Source organism: Solwaraspora sp. WMMA2056 (assembly GCF_030345095.1).
In the GTDB taxonomy this organism is placed as follows: Bacteria; Actinomycetota; Actinomycetes; order Mycobacteriales; family Micromonosporaceae; genus Micromonospora_E.
Genome location: NZ_CP128360.1, coordinates 1,929,408 through 1,951,822, shown reverse-complemented (window position 1 = coordinate 1,951,822; position 22,415 = coordinate 1,929,408). Strand labels below are relative to the sequence as shown.

Below are 22,415 nucleotides of genomic sequence, written 5' to 3'. Positions count from 1 at the left end.
ATCGCGGTCCCCTCAGCAGGATCCGCACAGAGCTCCCCCACTCAGCCGAGGCCGGCGCGGCGGCGCCGGCCGATCGTGCCGCCGAGCACCACCAGCAGCAGCGCCACCGCGAACATCGCCGTGCCGATCACGTTCACCTGCGGTGGGATACCGCGCTGGGCGGCACCCCACACGTACATCGGGAAGGTGACGGTGGTGCCGGAGGTGAAGTTGGTGACGATGAAATCGTCGAACGACAGGGAGAACGACAGCAACGCGGCGGCGACGATGCCGGGCAGCACCAGCGGCAGGGTGATCAGCCGGAACGTCTGGCACGGCGTGGCGTACAGGTCGGTCGCCGCCTCCTCCAGCCGGGTGTCCATGCCGGCCAGCCGCGCCTTCACGGTGACCACGACGAAGCTCAGGCAGAACATCACGTGGGCGATCACCACGGTCCAGAAGCCGAGCGGCACCGCGCCGGCCACGAACAGCGTCAGCAGCGACGAGCCCAGCACCAGTTCCGGGGTGGCCATCGGCAGAAAGATCAGCAGGTTGGTCGCGGACCGGCCGAGGAACCGGTGCCGGACCAGGGCGAACGCCATCAGCGTGCCAAGGACCGTCGCGGTGGCGGTGGCCAGAAAACCGATCTGTACGCTGCGCAGCACCGCGTCGCACATGTCGCTGGTCGCGCAGGGCTGCCGCCAGTTGTCCAACGTGAACTCGTTGAAGTCGTAGGACAGTCGGCTGGACGGCCGGTTGAACGACAGCCCGGCGACCACCGCCACCGGCAGCAGCAGGTAGCCGAGCACCAGCAGGCCGACGCCGAGGACCCAGCGGTCGACCAGCCACCGGGCCAGCCGCGCACCGGTCCCCGTCGCGCCCGGGCCCGGGCCCATCACAGCACCTCCTCGGTGCCGGTACGCCGGACGTAGACCGACACGATGACCAGGATCGTCGCCATCAGCAGGAACGACAGCGCCGCCGCCTGCGGATAGTCCAGCCGCACCAGGAACGCCGAGTCGATCACGTTGCCGATCATGTACTCGTTGGGGGTGCCGAGCAGCCGGGCGTTGATGTAGTCCCCCGACGCCGGGATGAAGGTCAGCAGCGTGCCGGCGACCAGCCCGGGAGCCGACAGCGGCAGGGTCACCCGCCAGAAGGCCCGCGCCGGGGAGGCGTACAGGTCACTGGCGGCTTCCAACAGCCGGGGGTCGAGCCGCTCCAGGCTCGCGTACAGCGGCAGCACCATGAACGGCAGGAAGTTGTACGTCAACCCGAGCACCACCGCGACCGGGGTGAACAGCAGCCGGCCGTCGGGGGCGAGCAGGTGCAGATCCCGCAGTACGCCGACCAGCCAGCCGTTCTCCGACAGGATCGTCTTCCAGGCCAGGGTGCGCACCAGGAAACTGGTGAACATCGGGGCGACGACGCAGACGAGCATCAGGTTCTTCCACCGGCCGGCCCGCTGCGCGATCGCGTACGCCAGCGGGTAGCCGAGCAGCACCGCGATCACGGTGGCGATGCCGGCGTAGAGGAAGCCCCGGCCGAACTGGGTCCAGTACGCCGACAGCGCCGCCGGGTAGTTGCCGAACGACCAGGTCATCGCGTACCCGGTGGCCAGCGAGCCGTTCGGGTCGTACAGGCTGGTCGCCCCGAGCTGGATCGCCGGGACGGCGAAGAACAGGATCAGCCAGGCCCCGCCGGGCAGCAGCAGCAGGTACGGCAGCAGCCGGCCACGTCCGCGCCGGGTCGACGCCGGAGGCGGCTTGGCCGGTCCGCCGCCGACGTGGGCCAGGATGCTCATGACGCGGGTACGGCGTCGTCGAGCAGCGGGGCGGTCTGGTCGCCGGTGCCCGGCTCACGGGCCAGCAGGAAGGCGTGCGCCGGCTGCCAGTAGGCGACCACGTCGGCACCGACCGGCAGCAGAGCTCCGTCCCCGCTGTTCGGGCTGAACACGCTCAGCTCGGTGCCCCAGCCGGTGCGCACCTGGTACTGGGTGCTGACCCCGAGGTACGCCAGTTCGGTGACCACGCCGGTGACCGACTGCGCCCCGGCCGGTACGCCGTCCGCGTCCCGGGTCAGGGCGAGCTTTTCCGGGCGTACCCCCAGATGGACCGGACCGTCGACGGACCGGGACCGGGCCGCGGGCACGGTGAACCGCGAGCCGTACGCGGTGACCAGCACGTCGTCGCCGGATCGGCCGGTGGCCTCGCCGGCCAGCAGGTTCGACTGGCCGAGGAAGTTCGCCACGAACGCGGTCGCCGGAAACTCGTACATCTGCGCGGGTGGGCCGAGCTGCTCGATCCGGCCGGCGTTCATCACCGCGACCGTGTCGGCCATCGTCATGGCCTCCTCCTGGTCGTGGGTGACGTGCACGAAGGTGATGCCGACCTCGGTCTGGATCCGTTTCAGCTCGGTCTGCATCTGCCGGCGCAGTTTCAGGTCGAGGGCGCCGAGCGGTTCATCGAGCAGCAGCACCTGCGGGTGGTTGATCAACGCGCGGGCCAGGGCGACCCGCTGCTGCTGCCCGCCGGAGAGCTGCTGCGGTCGGCGCGGGCCGAACCCGTCGAGCTGCACCAGGGCGAGCATCCGATCGACCTGCGGGCGCACGTCGCGGATGCCACGCCGCCGCAGTCCGAACGCGACGTTGTCGGCCACACTGAGGTGCGGAAACAGCGCATAGCTCTGGAAGACGGTGTTCACCGGCCGCCGGTACGGCCGCAGCCGGGTGATGTCCCGCCCGCCGAGCAGCAGCCGGCCGCTGGTGGGCTGTTCCAGCCCGGCGACCATCCGCAGCGTGGTGGTCTTGCCGCAGCCGGAGGCGCCGAGCAGGGCGAAGAACGCGCCCTGCGGGATCGTCAGGTCGAGTCCGTCCACGGCGGTGAACGGGCCGAACCGCTTGGTCAGGTCGGTCAGCTGCAGGTCACCGGCGGGTGGGTCGGCTGGGCGTGGGCCGCCGCCGGTCGGGTCGGTCGCCATCGGTTGCCGCCTCAGGCCCCGATGACCTGCTGGAACTTCTGCTCGTACGTGCGTTCCTGTTCCTCGGTCAGCGCCATGAACACGGCCGACCGGGCGAGCAGCGCTTCGTCGGGGAAGATCAGCGGGTTGGCGGCCAGCTCCGGGTCGATGGCGGTCATCGCCTCCTGGGCACCGGCGACCGGGCAGATGAAGTTGACGTACGCGGCGACCTCGGCGGCGACCGCCGGATCGTAGTAGTGGTCCATCAGCTTCTCGGCGTTGGTCTTGTGGGCGGCCTGGTTCGGCACCTGCATGTTGTCGGAGAAGAGAATCAGCCCGGACTCGGGTGCCTGGAAGACGATGTTCGGGTCCTCGGCGGCGAGCTGGATCACGTCTCCGGACCAGCCGATGCAGGCGGCGACGTCGCCCCGGGCGAGGTCGGCGGCGTAGTCGTTGCCGGTGAACCGGCGGATCTGCCCGTCGGCGACCGCTTGGCGCAGCTTCTCCAGAGCGTCGTCGAACTGCGCGTCGGTGAACTCGGCCGGGTCGTGCCCGTTGGACTGCAGCAGCAGCCCCATGGTGTCGCGCATCTCGGTCAACGCGGTCACCCGGCCCTTGAGGTCGGCCCGGGTGAGCAGGTCGTCGATGGTGCGGACCTCGCCGGTGACGGTGCCGTTGTAGGCGATGCCGGTCAGCCCGGACTGCCACGGTACGGCGTACGAGTCGTCCGGGTCGAACGGCCTGGCCTTCAGCGACGGCAGCAGGTTGGCCGTGACGTTGGGCAGGTTCGCCTTGTCGAGGGACTGCACCCAGCCGAGCCGGATCATCCGGGCGGCCAGCCAGTCGGTGAGCACCATGATGTCGCGTCCGGTGGGCTGGCAGGCGGACAGCTGGTTCTGCACCTTGCCGAAGAACTCGTTGTTGTCGTTGATGTCCTCGGTGTAGGTGACCGTGATGCCGGAGGTCTGCTGGAACGCCTCCAGGGTGGGTCGGCGGCTCTCGTCGTCGGCGTCGACGTCGATGTACTGCGGCCAGTTCGAGAAGTTGATCACCTGTTCGCTGTCGGACAGGTCCTCGCTGACGCAGCTCTCCTCGGTCTGCTGGGCTGCCGGGGTGCCGCAGGCAGCGATCGCGCCGCCAGCGAGCAGCAGCCCACCGGAGGTGGCGGCGCCGCGTGCCAGAGTGCGTCGGGTAAGGGTACGGCGCATGCCGAGGGCCGCGAGCAGTGCGGCGGCCGGCGCGGACGGTGGGGGGCGGAGGCGACTGCGCATGGACGGCTCCTGAAGGGTGCGGGCCGGCGGGGCCGACCCGAAGGCAAGGCGTAGCTTGTGAACCAATCAGACGCCGATCCTGGCATGCAGATTCGCACTTCACAAGGGATTCCGTTGCGCAGCTCGCCGTTGGCCACGAAATACGCCAGACTCGGACTCTTAACGCCGACCCACTCGGCGACGTATCAGCGGTGCGGCACAATGCGCCGATTCTGACAGACGAGGAGACCCGGATGGGGACACGACAGCAGGGCGGCGACGGCTCCGGTCACGTCGTCCTCGACGACGTGGCGAAACAGATCATCGAACAGTTGCAGGAGGACGGGCGGCGCCCGTACGCGACGATCGGCAAGGCGGTCGGGCTCTCCGAGGCGGCGGTCCGCCAGCGGGTGCAGCGGCTGCTCGACGCCGGGGTGATGCAGATCGTCGCGGTCACCGATCCGCTGCAGCTCGGCTTCCCCCGCCAGGCGATGATCGGGCTGCGTACCGCCGGGGATCTGGAGACGGTCGCCGACCGGCTCGCGGAGCTGGACGAGGTCGACTACGTGGTGATCACCGCCGGGTCGTTCGACCTGCTCACCGAGGTGGTCTGCCGCAACGACGACCATCTGCTGGAGATCCTGCAGCGGATGCGTACGGTCGACGGAGTCGTCTCCACCGAGGCGTTCGTCTATTTGAAGCTGCGCAAACAGACCTACACCTGGGGCACGGCCTGACCCGCGTCGGCAGCGCCCCACCGGCGGGACCACGGGTGGGCGCCGGTGCGACATATGTCGATTGTTCACCGGGGTCCACAGGGGTCACCACTCGGTGCTACTTTGGAGCTACCCATGGTGACCAGACGGAGAGGCATCAGTCGTGCGCAATTATCTTCGCAGCGCCCTGGCGGCGACGCTACTGGCTGTGGCAACCACCATCGCGCTCACGGCCACCCCAGCGCAGAGCGCCCCACCCGACTACTACACCGTCATTTACTACTACTACTCGGACAGCAGCCACACCACCGAGGTCGGCATCGGCTACCGCTTCCGGTGCCCAGATGGCAACTACAAGTATCTGACGGGCGAAAGTACCGCGTACTTCACCTCGATCACGGTCCCGTACTGCTTCTAGCCCGACCAGGACGGCACGGTACGGCCACAAGCCGGTCGCGCCGGCAGCCGACACCTGGGGCATGGCCGGACCAGTCGGATTGATTCGCTTCCCTACCCTGACGGCACACGTCGAGGGAAGTGGGGCAACGGATGCGTCGTCAGCTACGGGTGATCGCGGGTGTCGGAGCGCTGCTGGTGTTGACCGTGACCGGCTGCACCACGGTCAGCACCGAGTCGGACCAGGTGGCGCTGCACTATGACGCGGGCGCCTTCTCCAGCACCACCTACCAGGCCTGCGTCACCCAGAACAACCGCACCTGGGACGGGCCGGGCGAGCGGTACTACGTGTACCCGGCCGGCCAGCGGACCTTCGACTTCACCGGCAACGAGGGCTCCGAGTCCACGCCGTTCGTCGTGGTCTCCAAGGACAACCAGGAGCTGACCGTCTCCGGCGGGTTGACCTTCCACCTGGACACCTCGTGTGCCGACGAGGGTGGGATGCTGCGCGAGTTCCACGAGGAGATCGGGCTGAAGTTCCAGCCGGTGATGGACGACGACGGCCGGACCACCAGCCACTGGCTGGACCTGCTGCGGTTCTACGTCGGGCAGCCGCTGCACAAGGCGATGACCACCGAGGCGCAGAAGTACGACTGGTTGGCGCTGTACAACGATCCGGCCACCCGGGCCGCGTTCGAGACGGCGATCAACGAGGACCTGGGCGCGGCGGTGCAGGCCACCACCGGCGGACGGGCGTACTTCCTGCAGTTCAACCTGACCCTGCAGAAACCGACACCGCGTCAGGATCTGGTCGACGGTCTGGCCGCGGTGCAGGTGGCGATCACCGAGCGTCGGGCGATCGTCGAGCAGAACGCCACAGTCGAGGAGAAGCTCAAGCAGATCCGCCAACTCGTCGAGGTGCTCGGCCCGGAGGGCTACATCCTGTACGAGGTGTTCCAGCGCTGCCTGACCGACGAGACCGCGAAGGGCTGCCCGACGTTCCTACCGGTGCCGGCCGGCGGCAGCGTCGACCTCAACGCCGGGCGCCCGGCGAACACCGACTGACCGCTCGCGAGTGTTTGTCGGATCTTCACCGCCCCACATTCCGCCTACGAGTTGCTACGGTATAACTACCGAAAGTCGAGCATCCTGAAGGGACTCGTACCGTGCCGGCTGTCATCCGCAACGCCCTCGCCGCAGCCCTGCTCGCCGTGTCCACCACCCTCGTGGTCACCAGCGCCCCGGCCCAGGCAGCACCCCCCGACTACTACGTGATCGTCACCCACTACTACTCGGACAGCAGTCACACCAACCGGGTCGGCACCTGGTTGCGTGGCCCCTGCCCCGACCGGGACTGGGACCGCCTGTCCGGCGTACGCACCCCGTTCTCCACCAGCGGAATCCACCCCTGCCCGTAGGCACGGACAGGAATCTCCCGGGCCGGCCGGCGTCGGCGACAACCGACCCGGTCGGCTTCGTCGACTCCCCGGAACTGCTGATCACCGATGAGATCCAACGTGTCCCGGAACTGCTGCTGGCTATCAAAGCCGCCGTGGATGAGGATCCCCGACCAGGTCGATACCTTCTCACCGGCTCCGCGCGGTTGTTCGGCACGTCAGCCGCTCCCGACGCGCTGCCCGGCCGGATGGAGACCATCGAGCTATGGCCGTTCTCCCAGGGTGAGCTGGAAGATGAGCCGGACGGCTTCGTCGACGCCATCTTCACGCTCGGCCCTGAGTTGCGCCACGAGTCCGCCGTGACCCGCGCCGACTACGCCGCCAGAATCGTGCGCGGCGGTCTGCCCGAAGCCACCTCCCGCGACGACCCCCGCCGTCGTCAACGCTTTCTCGACGCATACGTCCAGGCGCTCATCGACCGCGACGTCCGGCAACTCGCCGACATCCAGAGCAAGGGTGAACTCCGCAGACTGGTACGGCTGCTCGCTGCCAGGTCAGCCACCATCATCGCGGCCAACTCCCTCGAATCCGCGCTCGGACTGAGCCGACCGACGATCGCGCGTTACCTCCAGGCTCTGGAGGAGATCTTCCTCATCAGGCGAATCCCAGGATGGTCGCGCAACCTCGGCACCCGAGCCACCGCAGCCGCCAAACTGATCTTCGTCGACTCGGGCATCGCCGCAAACGAGATCGCCGTCGACGCGCGGGCGCTGCTGCGCCCCGGCGCGCCGTTCGGCCCGCTGCTTGAGTCCTTCGTCCTGTCCGAGCTGTCCCGCCAACTCAGCTGGTCCGCCCAGTCCGTCGAGCTGTCCCACTACCGGGACCACAGCAAGTTCGAAGTCGACGCGGTGCTCGAGGACAGGGCCGGTCGTGTCGTCGGCATCGAGGTCAAGGCCGCCTCGACCGTCGGACCGGACGACTTCCGTGGGCTACGCAGGCTCGCCGACCGGCTCAGTGACGACTTCGTCGCCGGCGTCGTCCTCTACACCGGCACCGCCACGTTGCCGTTCGGCCCCAAACTACGGGCCATGCCGGTCAGCGCCCTGTGGCAGGTCTCCCACAACCCGTAGAGATGGTGTTTGACCTCTATCGCACGACCCGATGGTGCGTCCGGCTCGGTGCGTGCGATCCATCCAAATCCCGGTATCGGCTACCCGTCAAGATTCCGCCGCAATCCCCAAGTGGCGCAGGCATGCCGACAGACCGTCGAAGGAACCGTGCGACTGTTGTGTGGATTCAACCCACCAGATGTTGTCGTTTTCAGCGTAGCTCTCCTCAATCAGGTCGGCCGGCGTCACCGCATCGAGCTTTGATTTGATCACGCAGGTCCTGGCCGCACCAGCACCTACATGGGGTATCCGATGCGTAATACCGGTACACGGGAGTTGACTGGCCGCAAGAACGTCGCGGACCGACTCTATAGACGGACCAAAATCCGACAGTGGACCGACATTGGCGCAGATTTCCTGCAACCGGGCAAGGTAGCCGGGGGACAGCGAACTCTCACCGTACCGGCCCCATAGCCGGTCAGAGAGCAGCCCGATCCGCTCATAGTCAGTGCCCGCAAGGACACCAGCCGCATGTTGCGTGCGGTAGGCATCATGGACGTACGAGAGTTCCACTGCTGCGGAGAGCCGGTCGAACTCGGTCACCGGTATTGAGCGACCCTCGATGGGTTGCGGCGCATCAATCGCCGAGCCCGAGGGGCCGATATCGTGCACCAGATCTACTCGACTACTCAATAACGTCTGAGCGTCTGCACCGACCGGGAACGGGCGAACAAGCACTGCCCAATCCAACGCGGACGGCGACAGATACGTTAGCCGAACCGCTCCCCAAGAACGGCCGACGAACCCCTTGAGCTCAAGGCCTTCCCCATCACTTATCGCGTCGTGACTGGATAGGTGCGTGGGACCTTGGAATACCGCAAGCGCGCGAGGTGGGTTAGGCGGTTGTGGGGATCCAGGGGCTGCCGGCGGCGGCTCGGGTGAGTGCGTCGAGCATGTTGATGCCGTGTCGGGTGGCGGTGGCGGCGTAGCTGCGGATCGCGGCGAAGTGTTCGGCTCCGGTCATGGTGCGCATGCTGCCGGAGACCTTGATCCGGAGTTTCGGCATGCGGATGGTCCGCTCGGCCGGGTTGTTGTCGAACGGCACGGCCGGGTCGGTGAGGAACCGCAGGTAGTCGGCGCGTCGGTCCCGTAGTCGCACGAACAGGGCGTGGTACTTGCGGTGCAGCTTGTCGGTGCGGGTGGCGGTGGCTGCGGCGCCGAGCACGACGGCCGAGCGCAGCAGGTGGGTCTGTTCGGCGAGGTCGGCCGGGTCGGGTTCGCAGCCGTCGGCGCGGGCCGTGACCGTCAGGCGGTTCAGGTGCCGCAGGGCGTCGATGGCCTGGCCGGCGAGGTCGGCGACCTGCCCGGTGGCGGTGTCGACCACGTAGACCAGTTCCCGCAGCACGTGGGCGTTGCACAGGGCGTGCCGGGCGGTGGTGTAGGTGTCGTACGGGGCCCACGCGTCGTGCACGGCGGTGCCGGTGTATCCGGGTAGCACGCCGGCGTCGTCCATTGCGGCGGTGCCGCGCCGGCGGTGCACGGTGAGGAACACGTCGGTGGGTGTGGAGGCGGAGTGCAGCCAGGCGAGGCGGCCGTCGACGCGTATGCCGGTCTCGTCGAAGTGCGCGACCGGCGCGTTCTTGATGCGGTCGCGGATGACGGGGAGCACCGTGTCGATGACGCCGAGGGCGGTGCGGGTGACCCAGGCGGTGATGGTGGCTGGCGCGACGGGCAGGCCGAACAGGTCACGGATCGCGTCGGCGGTGCGGCCGATGGACAGGAACTGTCCGTGGAGCAGGTAGACGCCGATCGCGGCGATCCGTGGTCCGTAGGCGGCGGGCGCGGTGGCCCCGGCGGGTGTCGCGGCGGTGGTGTGGTGCCCGCACGGGCAGGCGACGGTGACGATCTGGTGCTCGGTCACCACGACCCGGGGCTGGGGGATGTCGAACACCTGCCGGCGGGTGACCGTCACCTCGGCGGGGTCGGTCAGGCCGTCACCGCAGCCGCCACAGATGTCCGGCACGTGCCGGACGATCACGTCCGGATCGGCCACCTGGGACAGGGTGGTGCCCTCGCCCCCGGTGGGGCGGCCCGGCCGGCGACCCGAACGGCCCCGCAGCGACTTCGGCGCCGGTTTGGCCAGCCCGTCGCTCGACGGCGGTTTCGACGAGTTGCTCGACGACTGCTTCAACCGGGCCTCAAGCTCAGCGATCCGCGTCAGCGCCTGCTCCAGCCGTGCGGCCAGCCCGGCGTTCAACGCCAACAACTCGTCATACGACGGCGGCGGATCGGCGGGCATGGCTGGTCAACCTACCAGCCTCCACAGCAGACAGCATCACCGGGATCAGGAACCTATCCAGTCACATCGCGTCAACCAGCACCCGGTAGTCAACTGCAGTAAAGCCCCATCGCCCCTGGCCACTCGAAATCTCGCACCGATCGGCGAGCTCCCGTCCTCGGCTGGGAGCCTGAGACGGGTTCGATCGAAGTGCACGGTAGAAATCAGCCAACGACTTCCCACAGGATTCTTTGATGTTCTCGGTGACCCAAGGCTCCTCAAGGAACAGCAGATTGTACTGGCTAGCCAGTTCTGGAAAGCTGTTCCGAAATCCCCCCAGATTGCTAGTACCGGACAAAATTGGCTCGCCGGGCCCGCCAAAATCCACTATCACCGTTCTATCGGTCGGACGATCAGCACGCAGCAATGCGTACCTCCAGATTTGACCGTCAAGCACGATCTCCTGACAACGCTCCCGCGTCGGATTCCTTTCACATAATGACTGAGGGGCAGGCTGATCAGACGCAGTCCCCTCCTGTCTTGAATTGCCGTCATACAAGGCTAACCCGGTGACCACTAGTACCACTGCTACGAATGCAAGGACGCCATGTCCAGCGCGGGTGCCACGACCAAGCCGCAGCACCCGCGCTCTAGGCAAGTGACGTCCGCGGTGGGACACACTCACCAGCCACTATCCTTGGCCACCCAGTGCTGCGTCGGACAGTTGGTAACCCCGCAGGCGTTGACGGTAACCCAGTTATAGTCGGCCCACACCAACTGCACCGACGAATTTATCGCCTCGTAGCGACCCGCCACATCCATGTACATCTGACCACTGCGCGACCCGTCAAAGTCAATCCCGATCTTCCAGGGACTGGTGGTGGTAATATCCATCCAATAGTTCTGACAGACATTGATTGGTATGCTCACAGATGCACTGACACCCCCATAGGAGCCACCGAGAGTAAAGTTGCGACTCGAATCGCAGGAACTGATCAGATCACCACTTCGTGGGGCCCAGTCCCGCAAACGCGCAAACTTATACTCGTGACCACTCCAAGCTCGAGCCGCCACATAGAAGTCCTTTGTAGTGGTAGTATACGGCCATGGCGCTGGAGCCGGCGTCCATAGCGCCCAGCGGTTGTATACGTAATGAACCGTTCCGTCCTGCTCCCAGTCCTCGTAGCACGAGACGATTTTGTGATCCCTAGACGAATTCCAACCAGATGTGAACCACGTCGTTGCACAGTTGCTGTCCGCGTTGCGCATCCCAGTAACGTTGAACCCGGCACCATAGCCAGATCCGCCCGTTACACGCGCGGACTTGGTCATCGGCGCCTCGGCGGCGTCTTCACCGCCCCATTGGACGCCCAACGCGGCCGCCATGCCGGACTCCGGACTCTCCCCCATACTTGCGTAGGTGACACGGTCCGGGCCTTTCTCGCCATCCCAGATCATGTTGATCCGTCGGCCCCGGTTATACGGGTCCGCGATGCTCGCAGACATCAGCCGCCGCTCGTCCACGAGACGACCTGCCCGCACCGCATCCTCGATGTGCTCCTTGACGCGCTGGCGCAGTGAGTCATCGACCGAGTCCGTCCGCCCGCTGCCGCCCACTCCGCTGACCGCCCGAGTCACGGCCCTCAACTCTGCCCGATCGAACGTGACCACCCGAGCGTCAGCCACTTCTGTCGCGGCGGGCGCAGCCTGCGCCGGCAACGCGATCAGCACGCCCGAAACACCAACAACTGCTGCCGTACACGCGGCCGCCAAGCGGTCAGTGAGCGGTAGGCTCTGATACATGCGCATGTCCCTCCCCAGGGGATCCGCCGCTCCAGCAGGAGCGCCGAGTCGGCCAAGCCGGTCAAGGCCGACACTCAGAGGATATCAACTTTCCTCGATGCAACGAGGCGTGGCACCAACGAAGATGGCAGCGAGTGATGACTCCACCCGAAGTCTCGTAGGTCAGCTTGGGCCAACACACCCCAGCCACCAAAGGTCCAAAATCCGACAGTGACTTCAATCACTACTCTAAGCAGGGGCTGGGTCACTCCTCGACGACGAGCGGGGTGCCACCTGTGGCCAAATCAGCAACCGTGACGCGGCCGTCGCCCATGACCGCCATCCAACTAAGCCTGTTTTGGCCCAGCTGGGTATCCGCCGGTATCCACATTTGCATCTCGAACCGGCGGGACTGATGCGCACCAAGGGTCTCGTCCGTGCAGTTGAGCAGATTCTTTGAGGTTTGTCCGCTGATCTGCTGAACGGTGATGGGGCATGGGGACAGCGGTAGAGCATTTCCAGACTCGTTGCGTAGAGTAACCACATACGTCAACTGAGTGCCACGCTGCACCGCCTTCGGCGCCTCGATCGAGGCGCTCACAAACGGTGTGTACAGCGGAGGAGGAAGCACGTACCACTGGCCGATCTCCACCGGGCAGGTACCTGGCAGCTCCAGCTGCGCGACCGGAATTGAGCGCCCCAGGGTAACAATCTCGACATCCAGATACCTAACTACGGACGCGGCCGGATCCGAGCATCGATCCGAGACCCTGAGATCAATCCGTGCTGGCTCACCCGGGTCGATAGTGGCCGGATGCTGGCCCAGCGGTTCCGGCTCAGCAACTAGCGCCCTGGCCTCAATCTGCCGGCGTGCGCTAGATTGCTGTTCGAGCCCCGTCAGCATGGCCGTACCCCGCAAAGTGCAACGGGTGTCGCTGTTGTTGGCAACCAGGAGAGTTACAACGCCCGGCTCGGTAGCCTCGGTCCAGGCGCTCCTGGTCAGATCAGACGGATTGCAGGGTCGGCTATCCGGCCTTGGTTCTCGGCGGATAACCGTCACTGAGTTCACCGGCTTTTGCTGCCATGGTACGACGTCCGAATCACCCGGACGAAGAGTGTGATCTGTCCTACTCGCTGAGACCTGCGCTACGCCTACGCTGGTAAGCATGATGACCGAGATGGCCAGCGCCGCAGAGGCGATCCGGCGCCGCCGACGGCGCCGGGTGACCCCGTCGCCAATTCGACCGACTGGGTCTGACCAGGTAGGCACGTCGGGCAAGTTGTCAGTCAAGAGACGTCGCAAGCGATCTTCAATGTTCACCTTTTCGTCACTCCTCACAGTAGAATCTAGCGCTCGCAAAATCGCTCGCAGTTTTGCCAGCGCCCGCGAGGAGTTGCTCTTCACAGTGCCGACCGAGCAGCCAAGCATCTCCGCTACCTGCGACTCGGACAGATCGAGGAAGAACCGCAGCACCAGAACGGTACGCTGCTGGCGAGGGAGTTCGGCCAGCATACGCCAAACTTGTTCATCTACCGGTTCTCTCGGGGCGCACCCGTAGTCCGGCACATCGGCGACGATACGCTCGCGCCCCAGAGATCGAACCCTGTTTAAGTTCCGGTTGATGATGATCCGACGCACATACCCCTCCGGGTCGTCCTTGCGTAGAATCCGCCGCCAGGATATTCCAGCTCGTTCGAGGGCATCCTGGACCAAGTCCTCTGCGGCATGCCGGTCACCGGTAAGCGCGTACGCGAAGCGCAGCAACTCGCCATGCCGGGACCGCACGAAGTCAGCAAAGGTTTCTGGCGCTTCCCACTGGGCCATAGCCCAAGGACACCACAGCCACCGATTTGGTTGCATCACGGATCAGAAAACTGCAAAAAATTTCCTGCGACGCTGGCAGCCACGGACGTGCAGGGTGTCCGACGACGCGGACCGTCGGTCTAGATGTGGTTACCGAACGCTATCAGGCGGCTCACTCTCAGCTATACCACGGATGAAGGGTCGGTCATCCAAGCCAGCGAGTAGTGCGGCCTCGACGTCTGCAGGTGGACACCCTGAAGCACCGTAGCTCAGTTTTTGTTGACGATCCCGGCGCTTGTGGCGGTGGTGACGAAGGTCCGCCAAGCGGCCGGGTCGAAGGTGAGCACACCGCCGGCCCGGTCCTTGGAGTCGCGGACCAGCACCCGCCCCGGCAGGTTGTCCGCCACCTCGACACAGTTTCCGCCGTTGTTGCTGCTTCGGGTAGACGTACGCCACCGGGCGCCGGTCAGGTCCATGATTGCGCCACTTCCTTGATCAGGTCGATCGATGCCTCGCGCGGGAGTGCCTCCCCGCTGACACTGTCCCACCGCCGGCCCAGCGTGGCAATGTCGTCGTGCGCGGCGTGGATCTCGCCGCGCAACTGGTTGTCCAGGTAGGCGAACTCGTGTTCGTCGGCGAGCCGGGCGAGCGCGAACGGGCCGGCCAGCCCGGTGTGCCAGGGCACGCTCGCCGGGATCACCCGGATCTGCACGTGCGGGTGGCGCTCGGTCAACGCGATCAGGTGCCGCAACTGATCGTGCATCACTGCCCGGTCGGCGACCAGGCGACGCAGCACCACCTCGTCGATCACCGCCACCAGGAACGGCGGACGTGGCCCGGTCAAAATCGTCTGACGCTCCAGTCGGGTAAGTACGATCCGCTCCACCTCATCGGCGGTGTTCACCCCGCCGACGTGCAGCATCGCCCGCGCGTACCCCTCGGTCTGCAGCAGGCCGGGCACGACGAGCGGTTCGTACGAGCGCAGCGCGACCGCCTCCCGCTCGATCTCCTCCCACGGCCGGAACCAGGCCTTGCCCCGTTGCCGGTACGGGTCCGGCCACAGCTTGGCGGGGTCCACGCCGAGCGCCACCGCCGTCAGGTGCCGGTTGCGCGGATGCGGCACCCGCCCCTTGGCGATCCAGCGGCTCACCGACTTCGGGTCGACCTGGACCCGCTCGGCCAGCGACTCGACGGTGTGTCCGGACCGGGCCAGCGCGACCCGCAGCACCTCGTTCATCCGCGCACCTCACACATGGCGTCCACATCGGCAATTCACGATCGACCCTACGGAGAAATCCGGCGGCGGTGGGGGCGCCGCGGTGGGTCGGTTCGGGACGTCCGACGGCGGATCAGAACGTCTCACGAAACGTCCTTGACACGTCCCCCGCGTTGATCAAGGTGTTGCCGGAGTTGGTGTGGTCGGGCGGACCGCGAAATGTCATCGAGCGGCACCGCTTGGGCGACTCGGTCCGTGATGCGGATTTCGTCGTTACAACTGGCCAGGATTGCTCAAATCGTGGCCGAATGCCGGTGTTGATCTCGTGAACCTTGCAGCGAGCGGCGCATCTGTGCGATAACCGTAGCCAGGACGGCGCTGTGCGAGCGCCGGTGCGACCGACGCGATGGGGCCACGACATGGGCAACCCGACCGACCACCTCTGGCTGCACTTCACCCGGATGTCCAGCTACCGGGACGCCCCGGTGCCGACCATCGTGCGCGGCGACGGCGCGTACGTCTGGGACAGCGAGGGACGCCGGCTGCTGGACGGGCTGGCCGGGCTGTTCGTGGTCAACGCCGGCCACGGGCGCACCGAGCTGGCCGAGGCCGCCGCGAAGCAGGCCAGCGAGCTGGCGTACTTCCCGATCTGGTCGTACGCCCACCCGACTGCGATCGAGCTGGCCGAACGGATCGCCGCGCTCGCCCCCGGCGACCTCAACCGGGTCTTCTTCACCACCGGCGGCTCCGAGGCGGTGGAGTCGGCGTGGAAGCTGGCCCGCGCCTACTTCAAGCGGGTCGGCAAGCCCACCAAGCACAAGGTGGTCAGCCGGGACATCGCCTACCACGGCACCACGATGGGGGCGCTGGCGATCACCGGGCTGCCCGGCATCAAGGCCGACTTCGAGCCGCTGGTCCCGGGCGGGATCAAGGTGCCGAACACCAACTTCTACCGGGCGCCGGAGCACGGCGACGACCCGGTGGCGTTCGGCCGGTGGGCGGCCGACGAGATCGGCCGGGCGATCGAACGCGAAGGCCCGGAGACCGTCGCCGCCGTCTTCCTGGAGCCGGTGCAGAACGCCGGCGGCTGCTTCCCGCCGCCGCCGGGTTACTTCGAGCGGGTACGCGAGATCTGCGACGCGTACGACGTGCTGCTCGTCTCCGACGAGGTGATCTGCTCGTGGGGCCGGCTCGGCGAGTACTTCGGCGCCCAGCGGTACGGCTACCAGCCGGACATCATCACCACCGCCAAGGCACTCACCTCCGGCTACTCCCCGCTCGGCGCGATGATCGCGTCCGACCGGCTGATCGAGCCGTTCCTGCACGGCACCGAATCGTTCGGTCACGGGATCACCTTCGGCGGACATCCGGTCTCCTGCGCGGTGGCGCTGGCCAACCTGGAGATCTTCGCCCGGGAGGAGCTGACCGGGCACGTACGGGCCAACGAAAGCGCTTTCCGGGGCTCGCTGGAGAAGCTATACGACCTGCCGATCGTCGGTGACATCCGGGGCGACGGGTACTTCTACGGCATCGAGCTGGTCAAGGACAGGGCCACCCGGACGAGCTTCGACGACGCCGAATCGGAGCGGCTGCTGCGCGGGTTCCTCTCCGGCGCGCTGTTCGCCGCCGGGCTGTACTGCCGGGCCGACGACCGGGGAGATCCGGTGATCCAGCTCGCCCCGCCGCTGATCGCCGACCAGACCCAGTTCGACGAGATCGAGCAGATCCTGCGTGCGGTGCTGACCGAGGCCTGGCAGCGCCTCTGACCCAGCCAACCACCCCCCAAGATCGCGACGATCTTGCACTTATCGTTGGACAAAGTGGACATATCTTCTCGATAACTGCAAGATCGTCGGGAAAGAGGGGAGGGTGGCGGGTGGACGTGTCGTACTGGATGTCCACGGTGGAGAAGGACGAGCTCACGCCGAGGCCGGCGCTGGACGGTGACCGGATCGCCGACGTCGTGATCATCGGGGCCGGCTACACCGGCCTGTGGACCGCCTATTACCTGGCCCTGGCCGACCCGACGCTGCAGATCGTGGTGCTGGAGAAGGAGATCGCCGGGTACGGTGCCTCGGGGCGCAACGGTGGCTGGTGCTCGGCGCTGCTGCCGACGTCGCTGACCGAGCTGGCCCGCCGCCACGGCAGAGACGGGGCGGTGGCCATGCAGCAGGCCATGTACGCCACCGTCGGCGAGGTGCGCCGGGTCGTCGCCGCCGAGGGCATCGACTGCCACTGGCGCCAGGGCGGCACCGTCACACTCGCCCGTACCCCGGCCCAGCTACGCCGGGCCGAGGCAGCGGTCGCCGAGGCCCACGTTTACGGCGGATCCGACGCCGACCTGACCCTGCTAAGCGCCGACGCCGCCACCGCCCGGTGTGCCGCCGACGGGGTGCTTGGGGGCACCTACACCCCGCACTGCGCCGCGATCCACCCGGCCCGGCTCGTGCGTGGCCTCGCCGCAGCCGTGCAGCGGTACGGCGTGACACTCCACGAACGGACCCCGGTGACGGCGTACGGCCCCGGGATGGCCGCAACGCCGACCGGGACGGTCCGCGCACCGGTGGTGGTCCGGGCCACCGAGGGCTACACCCCGGCGCTGCCCGGCCTGCGGCGCGCGATCACCCCGGTCTACTCGTTGATGATCGCCACCGAGCCGCTGCCCGACGAGACGTGGGACCGCATCGGGCTGGCCGAACGGGAGACGTTCAGCGACTTCCGGCACCTGATCATCTACGGCCAGCGCACCGCTGACGGGCGGCTGGCGTTCGGCGGGCGCGGCGCGCCGTACCATTTCCGGTCCCGGGTCCGCCCGGAGTTCGACCGCGACCCACGGGTGTTCCGCGCGCTGCGGCGGACCCTGGGTGAGCTGTTCCCGGCGCTCGGCGAGGACGTCGCGCTCACCCACGCCTGGGGTGGGCCGTTGGGCGTCGCCCGGGACTGGGCGGCGTCGGTGGGGCTGGCCCGGTCGACCGGGCTGGCCTGGGCCGGCGGCTACGTCGGCGACGGCGTGGGGCTGGCCAACCTGGCCGGCCGTACGCTGGCCGACCTGATCCTGGACGCCGACAGTGAGCTGACCGCGCTGCCCTGGGTGGGGCACCGCTCGCCGCGTTGGGAGCCGGAGCCGCTGCGCTGGCTCGGGGTCAACGCCAGCGTACGGCTGATGGGCAGCGCCGACGCGGCGGAGGCACGGTCGGGACGGCCGTCGCGGCGGGCGGCGCTGCTGAACCGGCTGATCGGCAACTGAGCTGACCAGCAGCTGAGCGCCGCCGGCGCGAGTGCGCGGGTCAGGGCCGTGGTGGGATCACCCGTAGGTGGCCGCGGCGCCCGGTCGGGGAGTTGATGTCCAGATCGACGACGTCCGGCTCACCCGGCCGAGGTGGCGGGGCGGGGCGGGCCGCTTCGCGGACCGCTTCGGCGAGGGCCACCAGGTCGTCGGTGGTCGGCGGCGGCGGGTCGAACTCCCCTTCGTGGCGCACCACCTGCCAGCCCCGGGGCGCGGTCAGGCTCCGGGCGTGCTGCTCACACAGGTCGTACGTGTGGGGTTCGGCGAACGCGGCCAGTGGCCCGACGACAGCTGTCGACTCGTTGTAGACGTAGGTCAACGTGGCGACGGCCTGACGGGGACAGCCGTTCCGGGAGCAACGCCGCTGTGACCTCACGGCCGCACGTTATCTCTATTACCGGCTTCCCGACCAGCGTGCCGCCGCGACACGCCGAGACTCCTGATCCCCCACGCCCGAACGGCCCGGATCCGGACTACGCTGAGCTGGTGACCGGAGGATTTCTGTGACCGTCCCCGCGCCGGAAAGCGCCCAGGTGCCCCGCCGCGCCCGGCGGGACCGCCGGGACCGGCACGGGCGCGGTCTGCGCGGCCGGCTGGTGCCGGCGACGGTCCCGCTCGCCCGGACGAAGGCCGAGGTCTTCGACGAGTTGGTGCTGGACACCGTCGAGACGCTGGAGCGCCGGTTTGCCAAGGAGCTCGTCGGGGTCGAGTTCGCCGTCGAGGACGTACCGCCGGATCTGAACGTCTACGACTCCGACGTGCTGGAGGACGGCGAGGTGCCGCTGGCCCGGCTGCTGCCGGGGCGGCCGGGCCGCCAGGAGATGCCGCCCCGGATCGTGCTCTACCGGCGGCCGTTGGAGTTCCGGGCGATGGACCGGGAGGACCTCGCCGACCTGGTGCACGACGTGATCATCGAGCAGGTGGCGAACCTGTTGGGCGTGGATCCGGACGAGCTGGCCTGACCGGGCTGCCTACCCGACGCTGAGCAGCCGTCGGTAGAGGCGGCGAGCGGCCGTCGGCCGTGGCGGTGCGCGGCCGGTCAGCCCCGGAAAAGCCGGTCAGCCCCGGAAAGGCCGGTCAGCCCCGGAAAGGCCGGTCGGCCCCGGAAAGGCCGTCGGCCCGGCCGGGATGTCCCGGGCCGGGCCGACGGCGCGGTACGTCAGGCGACGCGCCGCTTGAGCTTGCGACGTTCCCGTTCGGACAGTCCACCCCAGATGCCGAACCGCTCGTCGTGGCCGAGTGCGTACTCCAGGCACTCGGACTTCACCTCACACCGCGAGCAGATCCGCTTCGCCTCACGAGTGGATCCGCCCTTCTCCGGAAAGAACGCCTCGGGGTCGGTCTGCGAGCACAGCGCCCGTTCCTGCCACTCCGGGGCGTTCCCGAGCAGGTCCGCAACCTCCAGCCGACCATCCATACGCGTGCCTCCTTTCGCGCGCCGGCCGATCCCGGCCGGCGCAACCCCCCACGCGGAAGGCGTGTCCAACTTGCCCGTTCGATCCGGTTTTAGTACGTCCCGTCCGAGCGACCCCAGGGAAATTACACGCGTGTAATGCGTGCGTCGTCAAGACGAACCTGGTAAATAAGGCTCCCTCTCGCGGACCGGGCCGACTGACCTCCCACCGTCAACAGGCCCGCAACCTGCCCTATCGATTCAGACCCCCACCAAGTAACGCGACATCGGCGCGTCGCCCCCGCCACCTGCGTGAATCCACCCTCCGCAACCCCGCGACCGAGCCCGGCGCACCCCTGCCGCACCCCCTGCGGCGCCCCTTCAGCGCCTCTGGCGCGCACACGCCACCGAGCCGGCACCGCCAACGCGGTACCGGCTCGGTGGCGCGGCCTGATCGACCGCCTACCTCACGTGCCCTGCTGCCCTCCCCAGGGGTCTGTCACACCCGGAAGTCGATCTCGTCACACGGCGCGCGGGATCAACCTCCCGGCGGTCGGATGCTGCGGCCAGACGAACTCGGTCACCGCGCCACCGGTGATCGTCACCTGACCGGCCGGCACGTCCTCGGAGCGCCAGACGGTGTACGAACCAGCCCGCAGGTCGGTGTAGACCGCACTGAAGAACACCCCGTCGTGCACCTGCCGCTCACGCACCGCGGCATGGGTACGCAGCGTCGGCTCCGCCGCATCCGGATCGGCGACCGGGCTGATCTCGATCTCCCGGCCGTGGAACTCCTGTCCGGTGTAGATGATGAGAGCTCCCATGTCGCCACCGATGTCGAGGACGACACTGCCGGTCTCCGACGGGGCCAGACTGTGCTCGTGCATTGCGTCCACCTCCTGGTCTTGCCTGCTGGCTCGAACGTCCGCGCGTGGTCAGGACGGGTTGTTGAAGCCGTCGTACGGCACGCCGAGATACGGGAACTTCTTCAGGAACGGGGCGGTCACGTCGGCGGCGCTCAACCCGTGGGTCACCGCCCCCGCCGCGTCGTCCGGGGTGAAGTTCTTGTCGATCAGCGGGAACGTCAACCCGGCGATCGCCCGCAGCGCGATCGTCACCACGTCGTCGGTGGTCCGCCGCCCGTTCGGGAAGCCGGCCAGGTCACCGCCGAGCAGACCGAATCGGCTGGGCCGCTTGGCCGGCGGGATCGCGGTGTTCAGCCGCAGCATGTCGGCCTGGACGTCGCCGGTGTTGTTCTGGAAACCGTCGATCAGGCCCGCCGGGATACCGGTCAGCAGGATCGCCACCAGGTCCGCCCGGGGCTTGCCCGACTCGTTCAGCTCCGCCAGCCGGGGGAAGACATCCGGGTAGAGCACCGGCAGCAGCTGCGCCAGTTCGGGCTTCTCGACCAGGCCAGCGAACCGCTTGTCCTCCGACGGTGGCAGCGTGTTCCACAGGTCCTTCTGCGCCATCGGCACGATGACCTCGTTGAACAGCGGGTTGCCCAACCGGGACACCTGCACCACCGGGCCGACGTTGAGGTCCGCCGCCTTGGCCTCACCGAGCATCCGGATCTGCTGCCGGCCCGCCGAGGTCCACACCCCGATCACCGAACGCGGGTCCTTGACGTCGTACCGTCCGCCACCACTGACCAGGTGCGTGATCGGAATCTGCATCGCGATGCTGGAGACGTTGACCCGGTCGGTCGCATTGACCGGCTCGTCCGCCGCGTTGAAGATGTCCTTTCCGACCACGTGCAACTGCTGGAACGGACGCAGATTGCCCAGGTCGAAAATCGCACCGAGGTCGACGAAGAAACCTTCCGCGCGCTGCCCGGCAAAGATCCGCTCACCGGTCTTCAACTCGAACGTCGCGTCGTTGGCCAGACCCACGTAGTCCGGGGTGGACAGCGGGCCGATGTTGCACGGCGGGCACGGTACCTTCTTGGCCAGCACCTGCGCCCGGCCGTGCGCGTCCACCTTGGTCACGCTGTAGAACTGCCGCCGGTTCCAGTTCTCACTGTCCAGCGCGTCGATCGGACCGGTGTTGTAGAGGAACGTGTTCTCGTTGGTGATCTCGGTGACGAACCGGAACTGGTAGGTGATGTCCGGGTGCCCGTCACCGTTGTTGTCGATGTGGATCTCGTACAGCACGTCGTCGCCGAACTCGAAGAAGTTCGGTCCGCCCGACGGCACCTGGAACGGCAGATAGTTGGCGATCAGCGTGACGGTGTCCGGCCGGTCCGGACTGACGAACGCGTACACGTCGGTGCTGTCGGCAACCGGGTCTTTTGATATCTCCGGTGCCTCGCGGTGCGAAGACATGGCGAACCTACCTCACATAGCCTGAGTGAATCGGGGAATCGACGCGGGACGCGCCAGGTGGAGAAAAGCTCGGGCGTACGCCGAGGAGGGCCGTCAGCCCTTTGCGGCGCGCTGCAGCGAAGCGGCGAGCCCTTTGTCACGTACCTCGATCCGTGAGGTGCCGACGAAGACGTCCATCGTGCCGCTGGACGGATCCCGCAGGTGCACGACGATCGCCTGGTCGCCGGCGGACCCGGCGAGCCGGCTGTCCACAGCTGCGGACAGGCCGGTGACGCTGACCGCCGCCGCGCCCACACCCGCGCTTGCCGCCACGGTCAGCACCTGACGGCGGGAGATCTTGAACTTCGGTCGGTTCCGCTGGCCAGTTCTCATGGACAACCTTTCCGGTGGGTCAGGGGGTAACCCACTGTCGCGACGGGACCTTCGCCAGCGGCAGGTCCATCGGTTGCCCCGCAGCCGCCGGCAACTATCCATACGCGCGACGACGCCGGGCGGTTCGACGGTGTGCGAAACAGCTTCGTCGGACT

At 67.5% G+C, this 22,415-nt stretch carries 22 protein-coding genes and 1 pseudogene; 8 read left to right on the top strand and 15 right to left on the bottom strand.

Translation table 11 applies throughout. From position 1 onward, the window contains the following. Positions 1–41 precede the first annotated feature (41 nt). The 4 genes from O7608_RS09025 to O7608_RS09010 are packed head-to-tail and all read right to left on the bottom strand — an operon-like array spanning position 42 to position 4,208. The gene (locus tag O7608_RS09025) at positions 42–875 is read right to left on the bottom strand and encodes an ABC transporter permease (RefSeq protein WP_289209504.1); all 834 of its coding nucleotides are present in this window, start codon (positions 873–875) and stop codon (positions 42–44) included. Then, positions 875–1,783, bottom strand: coding sequence for an ABC transporter permease (locus tag O7608_RS09020; RefSeq protein WP_289209503.1), 909 nt, complete (start codon positions 1,781–1,783; stop codon positions 875–877). The genes O7608_RS09025 and O7608_RS09020 overlap by 1 nt, the downstream gene beginning before the upstream one ends. Then, complete coding sequence (locus O7608_RS09015; RefSeq protein ID WP_289209502.1) at positions 1,780–2,958, bottom strand: ABC transporter ATP-binding protein; 1,179 nt, start codon at positions 2,956–2,958, stop codon at positions 1,780–1,782. Before O7608_RS09015 ends, O7608_RS09020 begins: the two co-directional genes overlap by 4 nt. 11 nt (positions 2,959–2,969) lie before the next feature. Next, positions 2,970–4,208, bottom strand: coding sequence for an ABC transporter substrate-binding protein (locus tag O7608_RS09010; RefSeq protein ID WP_289209501.1), 1,239 nt, complete (start codon positions 4,206–4,208; stop codon positions 2,970–2,972). Between the two features lie 233 nt (positions 4,209–4,441). On the opposite strand from O7608_RS09010, the gene O7608_RS09005 reads away from it, so the two are divergent. The 5 genes and pseudogenes from O7608_RS09005 to O7608_RS08985 form a co-directional block, all read left to right on the top strand. Further along, positions 4,442–4,924 carry an Lrp/AsnC family transcriptional regulator gene (locus O7608_RS09005; RefSeq protein ID WP_281551730.1) on the top strand — a complete coding sequence of 161 codons (483 nt, stop codon included), beginning with the start codon at positions 4,442–4,444 and terminating at the stop codon, positions 4,922–4,924. Between the two features lie 187 nt (positions 4,925–5,111). Beyond that, positions 5,112–5,321: a hypothetical protein gene (locus O7608_RS09000; protein WP_289209500.1), complete on the top strand. Its 210-nt coding sequence runs from the start codon at positions 5,112–5,114 to the stop codon at positions 5,319–5,321. Between the two features lie 131 nt (positions 5,322–5,452). Beyond that, positions 5,453–6,364, top strand: coding sequence for an SPFH domain-containing protein (locus tag O7608_RS08995; protein ID WP_289209499.1), 912 nt, complete (start codon positions 5,453–5,455; stop codon positions 6,362–6,364). A 101-nt stretch (positions 6,365–6,465) separates the two neighbouring features. Continuing rightward, complete coding sequence (locus O7608_RS08990; protein WP_281551733.1) at positions 6,466–6,717, top strand: hypothetical protein; 252 nt, start codon at positions 6,466–6,468, stop codon at positions 6,715–6,717. A gap of 29 nt (positions 6,718–6,746) precedes the next feature. Next, positions 6,747–7,826: pseudogene (locus O7608_RS08985) on the top strand (ATP-binding protein); the annotation flags it as partial. Between the two features lie 87 nt (positions 7,827–7,913). Here the strand turns inward: O7608_RS08985 and O7608_RS08980 are convergent. The 6 genes from O7608_RS08980 to O7608_RS08955 all read right to left on the bottom strand — a co-directional run bounded on the left by O7608_RS08980 (position 7,914) and on the right by O7608_RS08955 (position 14,906). After that, a complete protein-coding gene (locus tag O7608_RS08980) occupies positions 7,914–8,477 on the bottom strand; it encodes a MerR family transcriptional regulator (protein WP_289209498.1) in 564 nt (187 codons plus the stop codon). Between the two features lie 223 nt (positions 8,478–8,700). Next, on the bottom strand, positions 8,701–10,104 hold the full coding sequence (tnpC, locus tag O7608_RS08975; RefSeq protein ID WP_289208516.1) for an IS66 family transposase: 1,404 nt from the start codon (positions 10,102–10,104) through the stop codon (positions 8,701–8,703). 660 nt (positions 10,105–10,764) lie between these two features. Beyond that, a complete protein-coding gene (locus O7608_RS08970; RefSeq protein ID WP_289209497.1) occupies positions 10,765–11,892 on the bottom strand; it encodes a hypothetical protein in 1,128 nt (375 codons plus the stop codon). Positions 11,893–12,130: 238 nt separating this feature from the next. After that, positions 12,131–13,690, bottom strand: coding sequence for a SigE family RNA polymerase sigma factor (locus tag O7608_RS08965; protein WP_289209496.1), 1,560 nt, complete (start codon positions 13,688–13,690; stop codon positions 12,131–12,133). Positions 13,691–13,938: 248 nt separating this feature from the next. Next, the gene (locus O7608_RS08960) at positions 13,939–14,145 is read right to left on the bottom strand and encodes a DUF397 domain-containing protein (RefSeq protein ID WP_123605972.1); all 207 of its coding nucleotides are present in this window, start codon (positions 14,143–14,145) and stop codon (positions 13,939–13,941) included. After that, complete coding sequence (locus tag O7608_RS08955) at positions 14,136–14,906, bottom strand: helix-turn-helix domain-containing protein (protein WP_289209495.1); 771 nt, start codon at positions 14,904–14,906, stop codon at positions 14,136–14,138. Before O7608_RS08955 ends, O7608_RS08960 begins: the two co-directional genes overlap by 10 nt. A 398-nt stretch (positions 14,907–15,304) precedes the next feature. Here O7608_RS08955 and O7608_RS08950 point away from each other — a divergent pair, with 398 nt between their 5' ends. Together O7608_RS08950 and O7608_RS08945 are read left to right on the top strand one after the other, a co-directional pair. Then, on the top strand, positions 15,305–16,651 hold the full coding sequence (locus O7608_RS08950; RefSeq protein WP_289209494.1) for an aspartate aminotransferase family protein: 1,347 nt from the start codon (positions 15,305–15,307) through the stop codon (positions 16,649–16,651). Positions 16,652–16,779: 128 nt separating this feature from the next. Further along, entirely contained in the window at positions 16,780–18,132 is a 1,353-nt protein-coding gene (locus O7608_RS08945; RefSeq protein ID WP_289210836.1) for an NAD(P)/FAD-dependent oxidoreductase, read from the top strand. A gap of 40 nt (positions 18,133–18,172) precedes the next feature. On the opposite strand, the gene O7608_RS08940 is transcribed toward O7608_RS08945, so the two are convergent. Next, a complete protein-coding gene (locus O7608_RS08940; protein WP_282223849.1) occupies positions 18,173–18,547 on the bottom strand; it encodes a DUF3499 domain-containing protein in 375 nt (124 codons plus the stop codon). A 220-nt stretch (positions 18,548–18,767) separates the two neighbouring features. Between O7608_RS08940 and O7608_RS08935 the strand changes: the two genes are divergently transcribed. Next, complete coding sequence (locus O7608_RS08935; protein WP_282229429.1) at positions 18,768–19,133, top strand: metallopeptidase family protein; 366 nt, start codon at positions 18,768–18,770, stop codon at positions 19,131–19,133. 197 nt (positions 19,134–19,330) lie between these two features. Here O7608_RS08935 and O7608_RS08930 read toward each other — a convergent pair whose 3' ends face one another. The 4 genes from O7608_RS08930 to O7608_RS08915 all read right to left on the bottom strand — a co-directional run bounded on the left by O7608_RS08930 (position 19,331) and on the right by O7608_RS08915 (position 22,260). After that, positions 19,331–19,588, bottom strand: coding sequence for a WhiB family transcriptional regulator (locus tag O7608_RS08930; RefSeq protein ID WP_123605977.1), 258 nt, complete (start codon positions 19,586–19,588; stop codon positions 19,331–19,333). Positions 19,589–20,085: 497 nt separating this feature from the next. Then, positions 20,086–20,451, bottom strand: coding sequence for a phospholipase (locus tag O7608_RS08925; protein WP_289209493.1), 366 nt, complete (start codon positions 20,449–20,451; stop codon positions 20,086–20,088). Positions 20,452–20,499: 48 nt separating this feature from the next. Continuing rightward, on the bottom strand, positions 20,500–21,888 hold the full coding sequence (locus O7608_RS08920) for a DUF4331 domain-containing protein (protein ID WP_289209492.1): 1,389 nt from the start codon (positions 21,886–21,888) through the stop codon (positions 20,500–20,502). Between the two features lie 93 nt (positions 21,889–21,981). Then, a complete protein-coding gene (locus tag O7608_RS08915; RefSeq protein ID WP_289209491.1) occupies positions 21,982–22,260 on the bottom strand; it encodes a hypothetical protein in 279 nt (92 codons plus the stop codon). Positions 22,261–22,415 lie beyond the last annotated feature (155 nt).

What these genes read in the sequence shown, in the direction of transcription:
- O7608_RS09025 (WP_289209504.1), bottom strand. Translation starts at nt 875, where the DNA reads ATGGGCCCGGGCCCGGGCGCGACGGGGACCGGTGCGCGGCTGGCCCGG.
- O7608_RS09020 (WP_289209503.1), bottom strand. Translation starts at nt 1,783, where the DNA reads ATGAGCATCCTGGCCCACGTCGGCGGCGGACCGGCCAAGCCGCCTCCG.
- O7608_RS09015 (WP_289209502.1), bottom strand. Translation starts at nt 2,958, where the DNA reads ATGGCGACCGACCCGACCGGCGGCGGCCCACGCCCAGCCGACCCACCC.
- O7608_RS09010 (WP_289209501.1), bottom strand. Translation starts at nt 4,208, where the DNA reads ATGCGCAGTCGCCTCCGCCCCCCACCGTCCGCGCCGGCCGCCGCACTG.
- O7608_RS09005 (WP_281551730.1), top strand. Translation starts at nt 4,442, where the DNA reads ATGGGGACACGACAGCAGGGCGGCGACGGCTCCGGTCACGTCGTCCTC.
- O7608_RS08995 (WP_289209499.1), top strand. Translation starts at nt 5,453, where the DNA reads ATGCGTCGTCAGCTACGGGTGATCGCGGGTGTCGGAGCGCTGCTGGTG.
- tnpC (WP_289208516.1), bottom strand. Translation starts at nt 10,104, where the DNA reads ATGCCCGCCGATCCGCCGCCGTCGTATGACGAGTTGTTGGCGTTGAAC.
- O7608_RS08970 (WP_289209497.1), bottom strand. Translation starts at nt 11,892, where the DNA reads ATGCGCATGTATCAGAGCCTACCGCTCACTGACCGCTTGGCGGCCGCG.
- O7608_RS08965 (WP_289209496.1), bottom strand. Translation starts at nt 13,690, where the DNA reads ATGGCCCAGTGGGAAGCGCCAGAAACCTTTGCTGACTTCGTGCGGTCC.
- O7608_RS08960 (WP_123605972.1), bottom strand. Translation starts at nt 14,145, where the DNA reads ATGGACCTGACCGGCGCCCGGTGGCGTACGTCTACCCGAAGCAGCAAC.
- O7608_RS08955 (WP_289209495.1), bottom strand. Translation starts at nt 14,906, where the DNA reads ATGAACGAGGTGCTGCGGGTCGCGCTGGCCCGGTCCGGACACACCGTC.
- O7608_RS08950 (WP_289209494.1), top strand. Translation starts at nt 15,305, where the DNA reads ATGGGCAACCCGACCGACCACCTCTGGCTGCACTTCACCCGGATGTCC.
- O7608_RS08945 (WP_289210836.1), top strand. Translation starts at nt 16,780, where the DNA reads ATGTCCACGGTGGAGAAGGACGAGCTCACGCCGAGGCCGGCGCTGGAC.
- O7608_RS08930 (WP_123605977.1), bottom strand. Translation starts at nt 19,588, where the DNA reads ATGGATGGTCGGCTGGAGGTTGCGGACCTGCTCGGGAACGCCCCGGAG.
- O7608_RS08925 (WP_289209493.1), bottom strand. Translation starts at nt 20,451, where the DNA reads ATGCACGAGCACAGTCTGGCCCCGTCGGAGACCGGCAGTGTCGTCCTC.
- O7608_RS08920 (WP_289209492.1), bottom strand. Translation starts at nt 21,888, where the DNA reads ATGTCTTCGCACCGCGAGGCACCGGAGATATCAAAAGACCCGGTTGCC.
- O7608_RS08915 (WP_289209491.1), bottom strand. Translation starts at nt 22,260, where the DNA reads ATGAGAACTGGCCAGCGGAACCGACCGAAGTTCAAGATCTCCCGCCGT.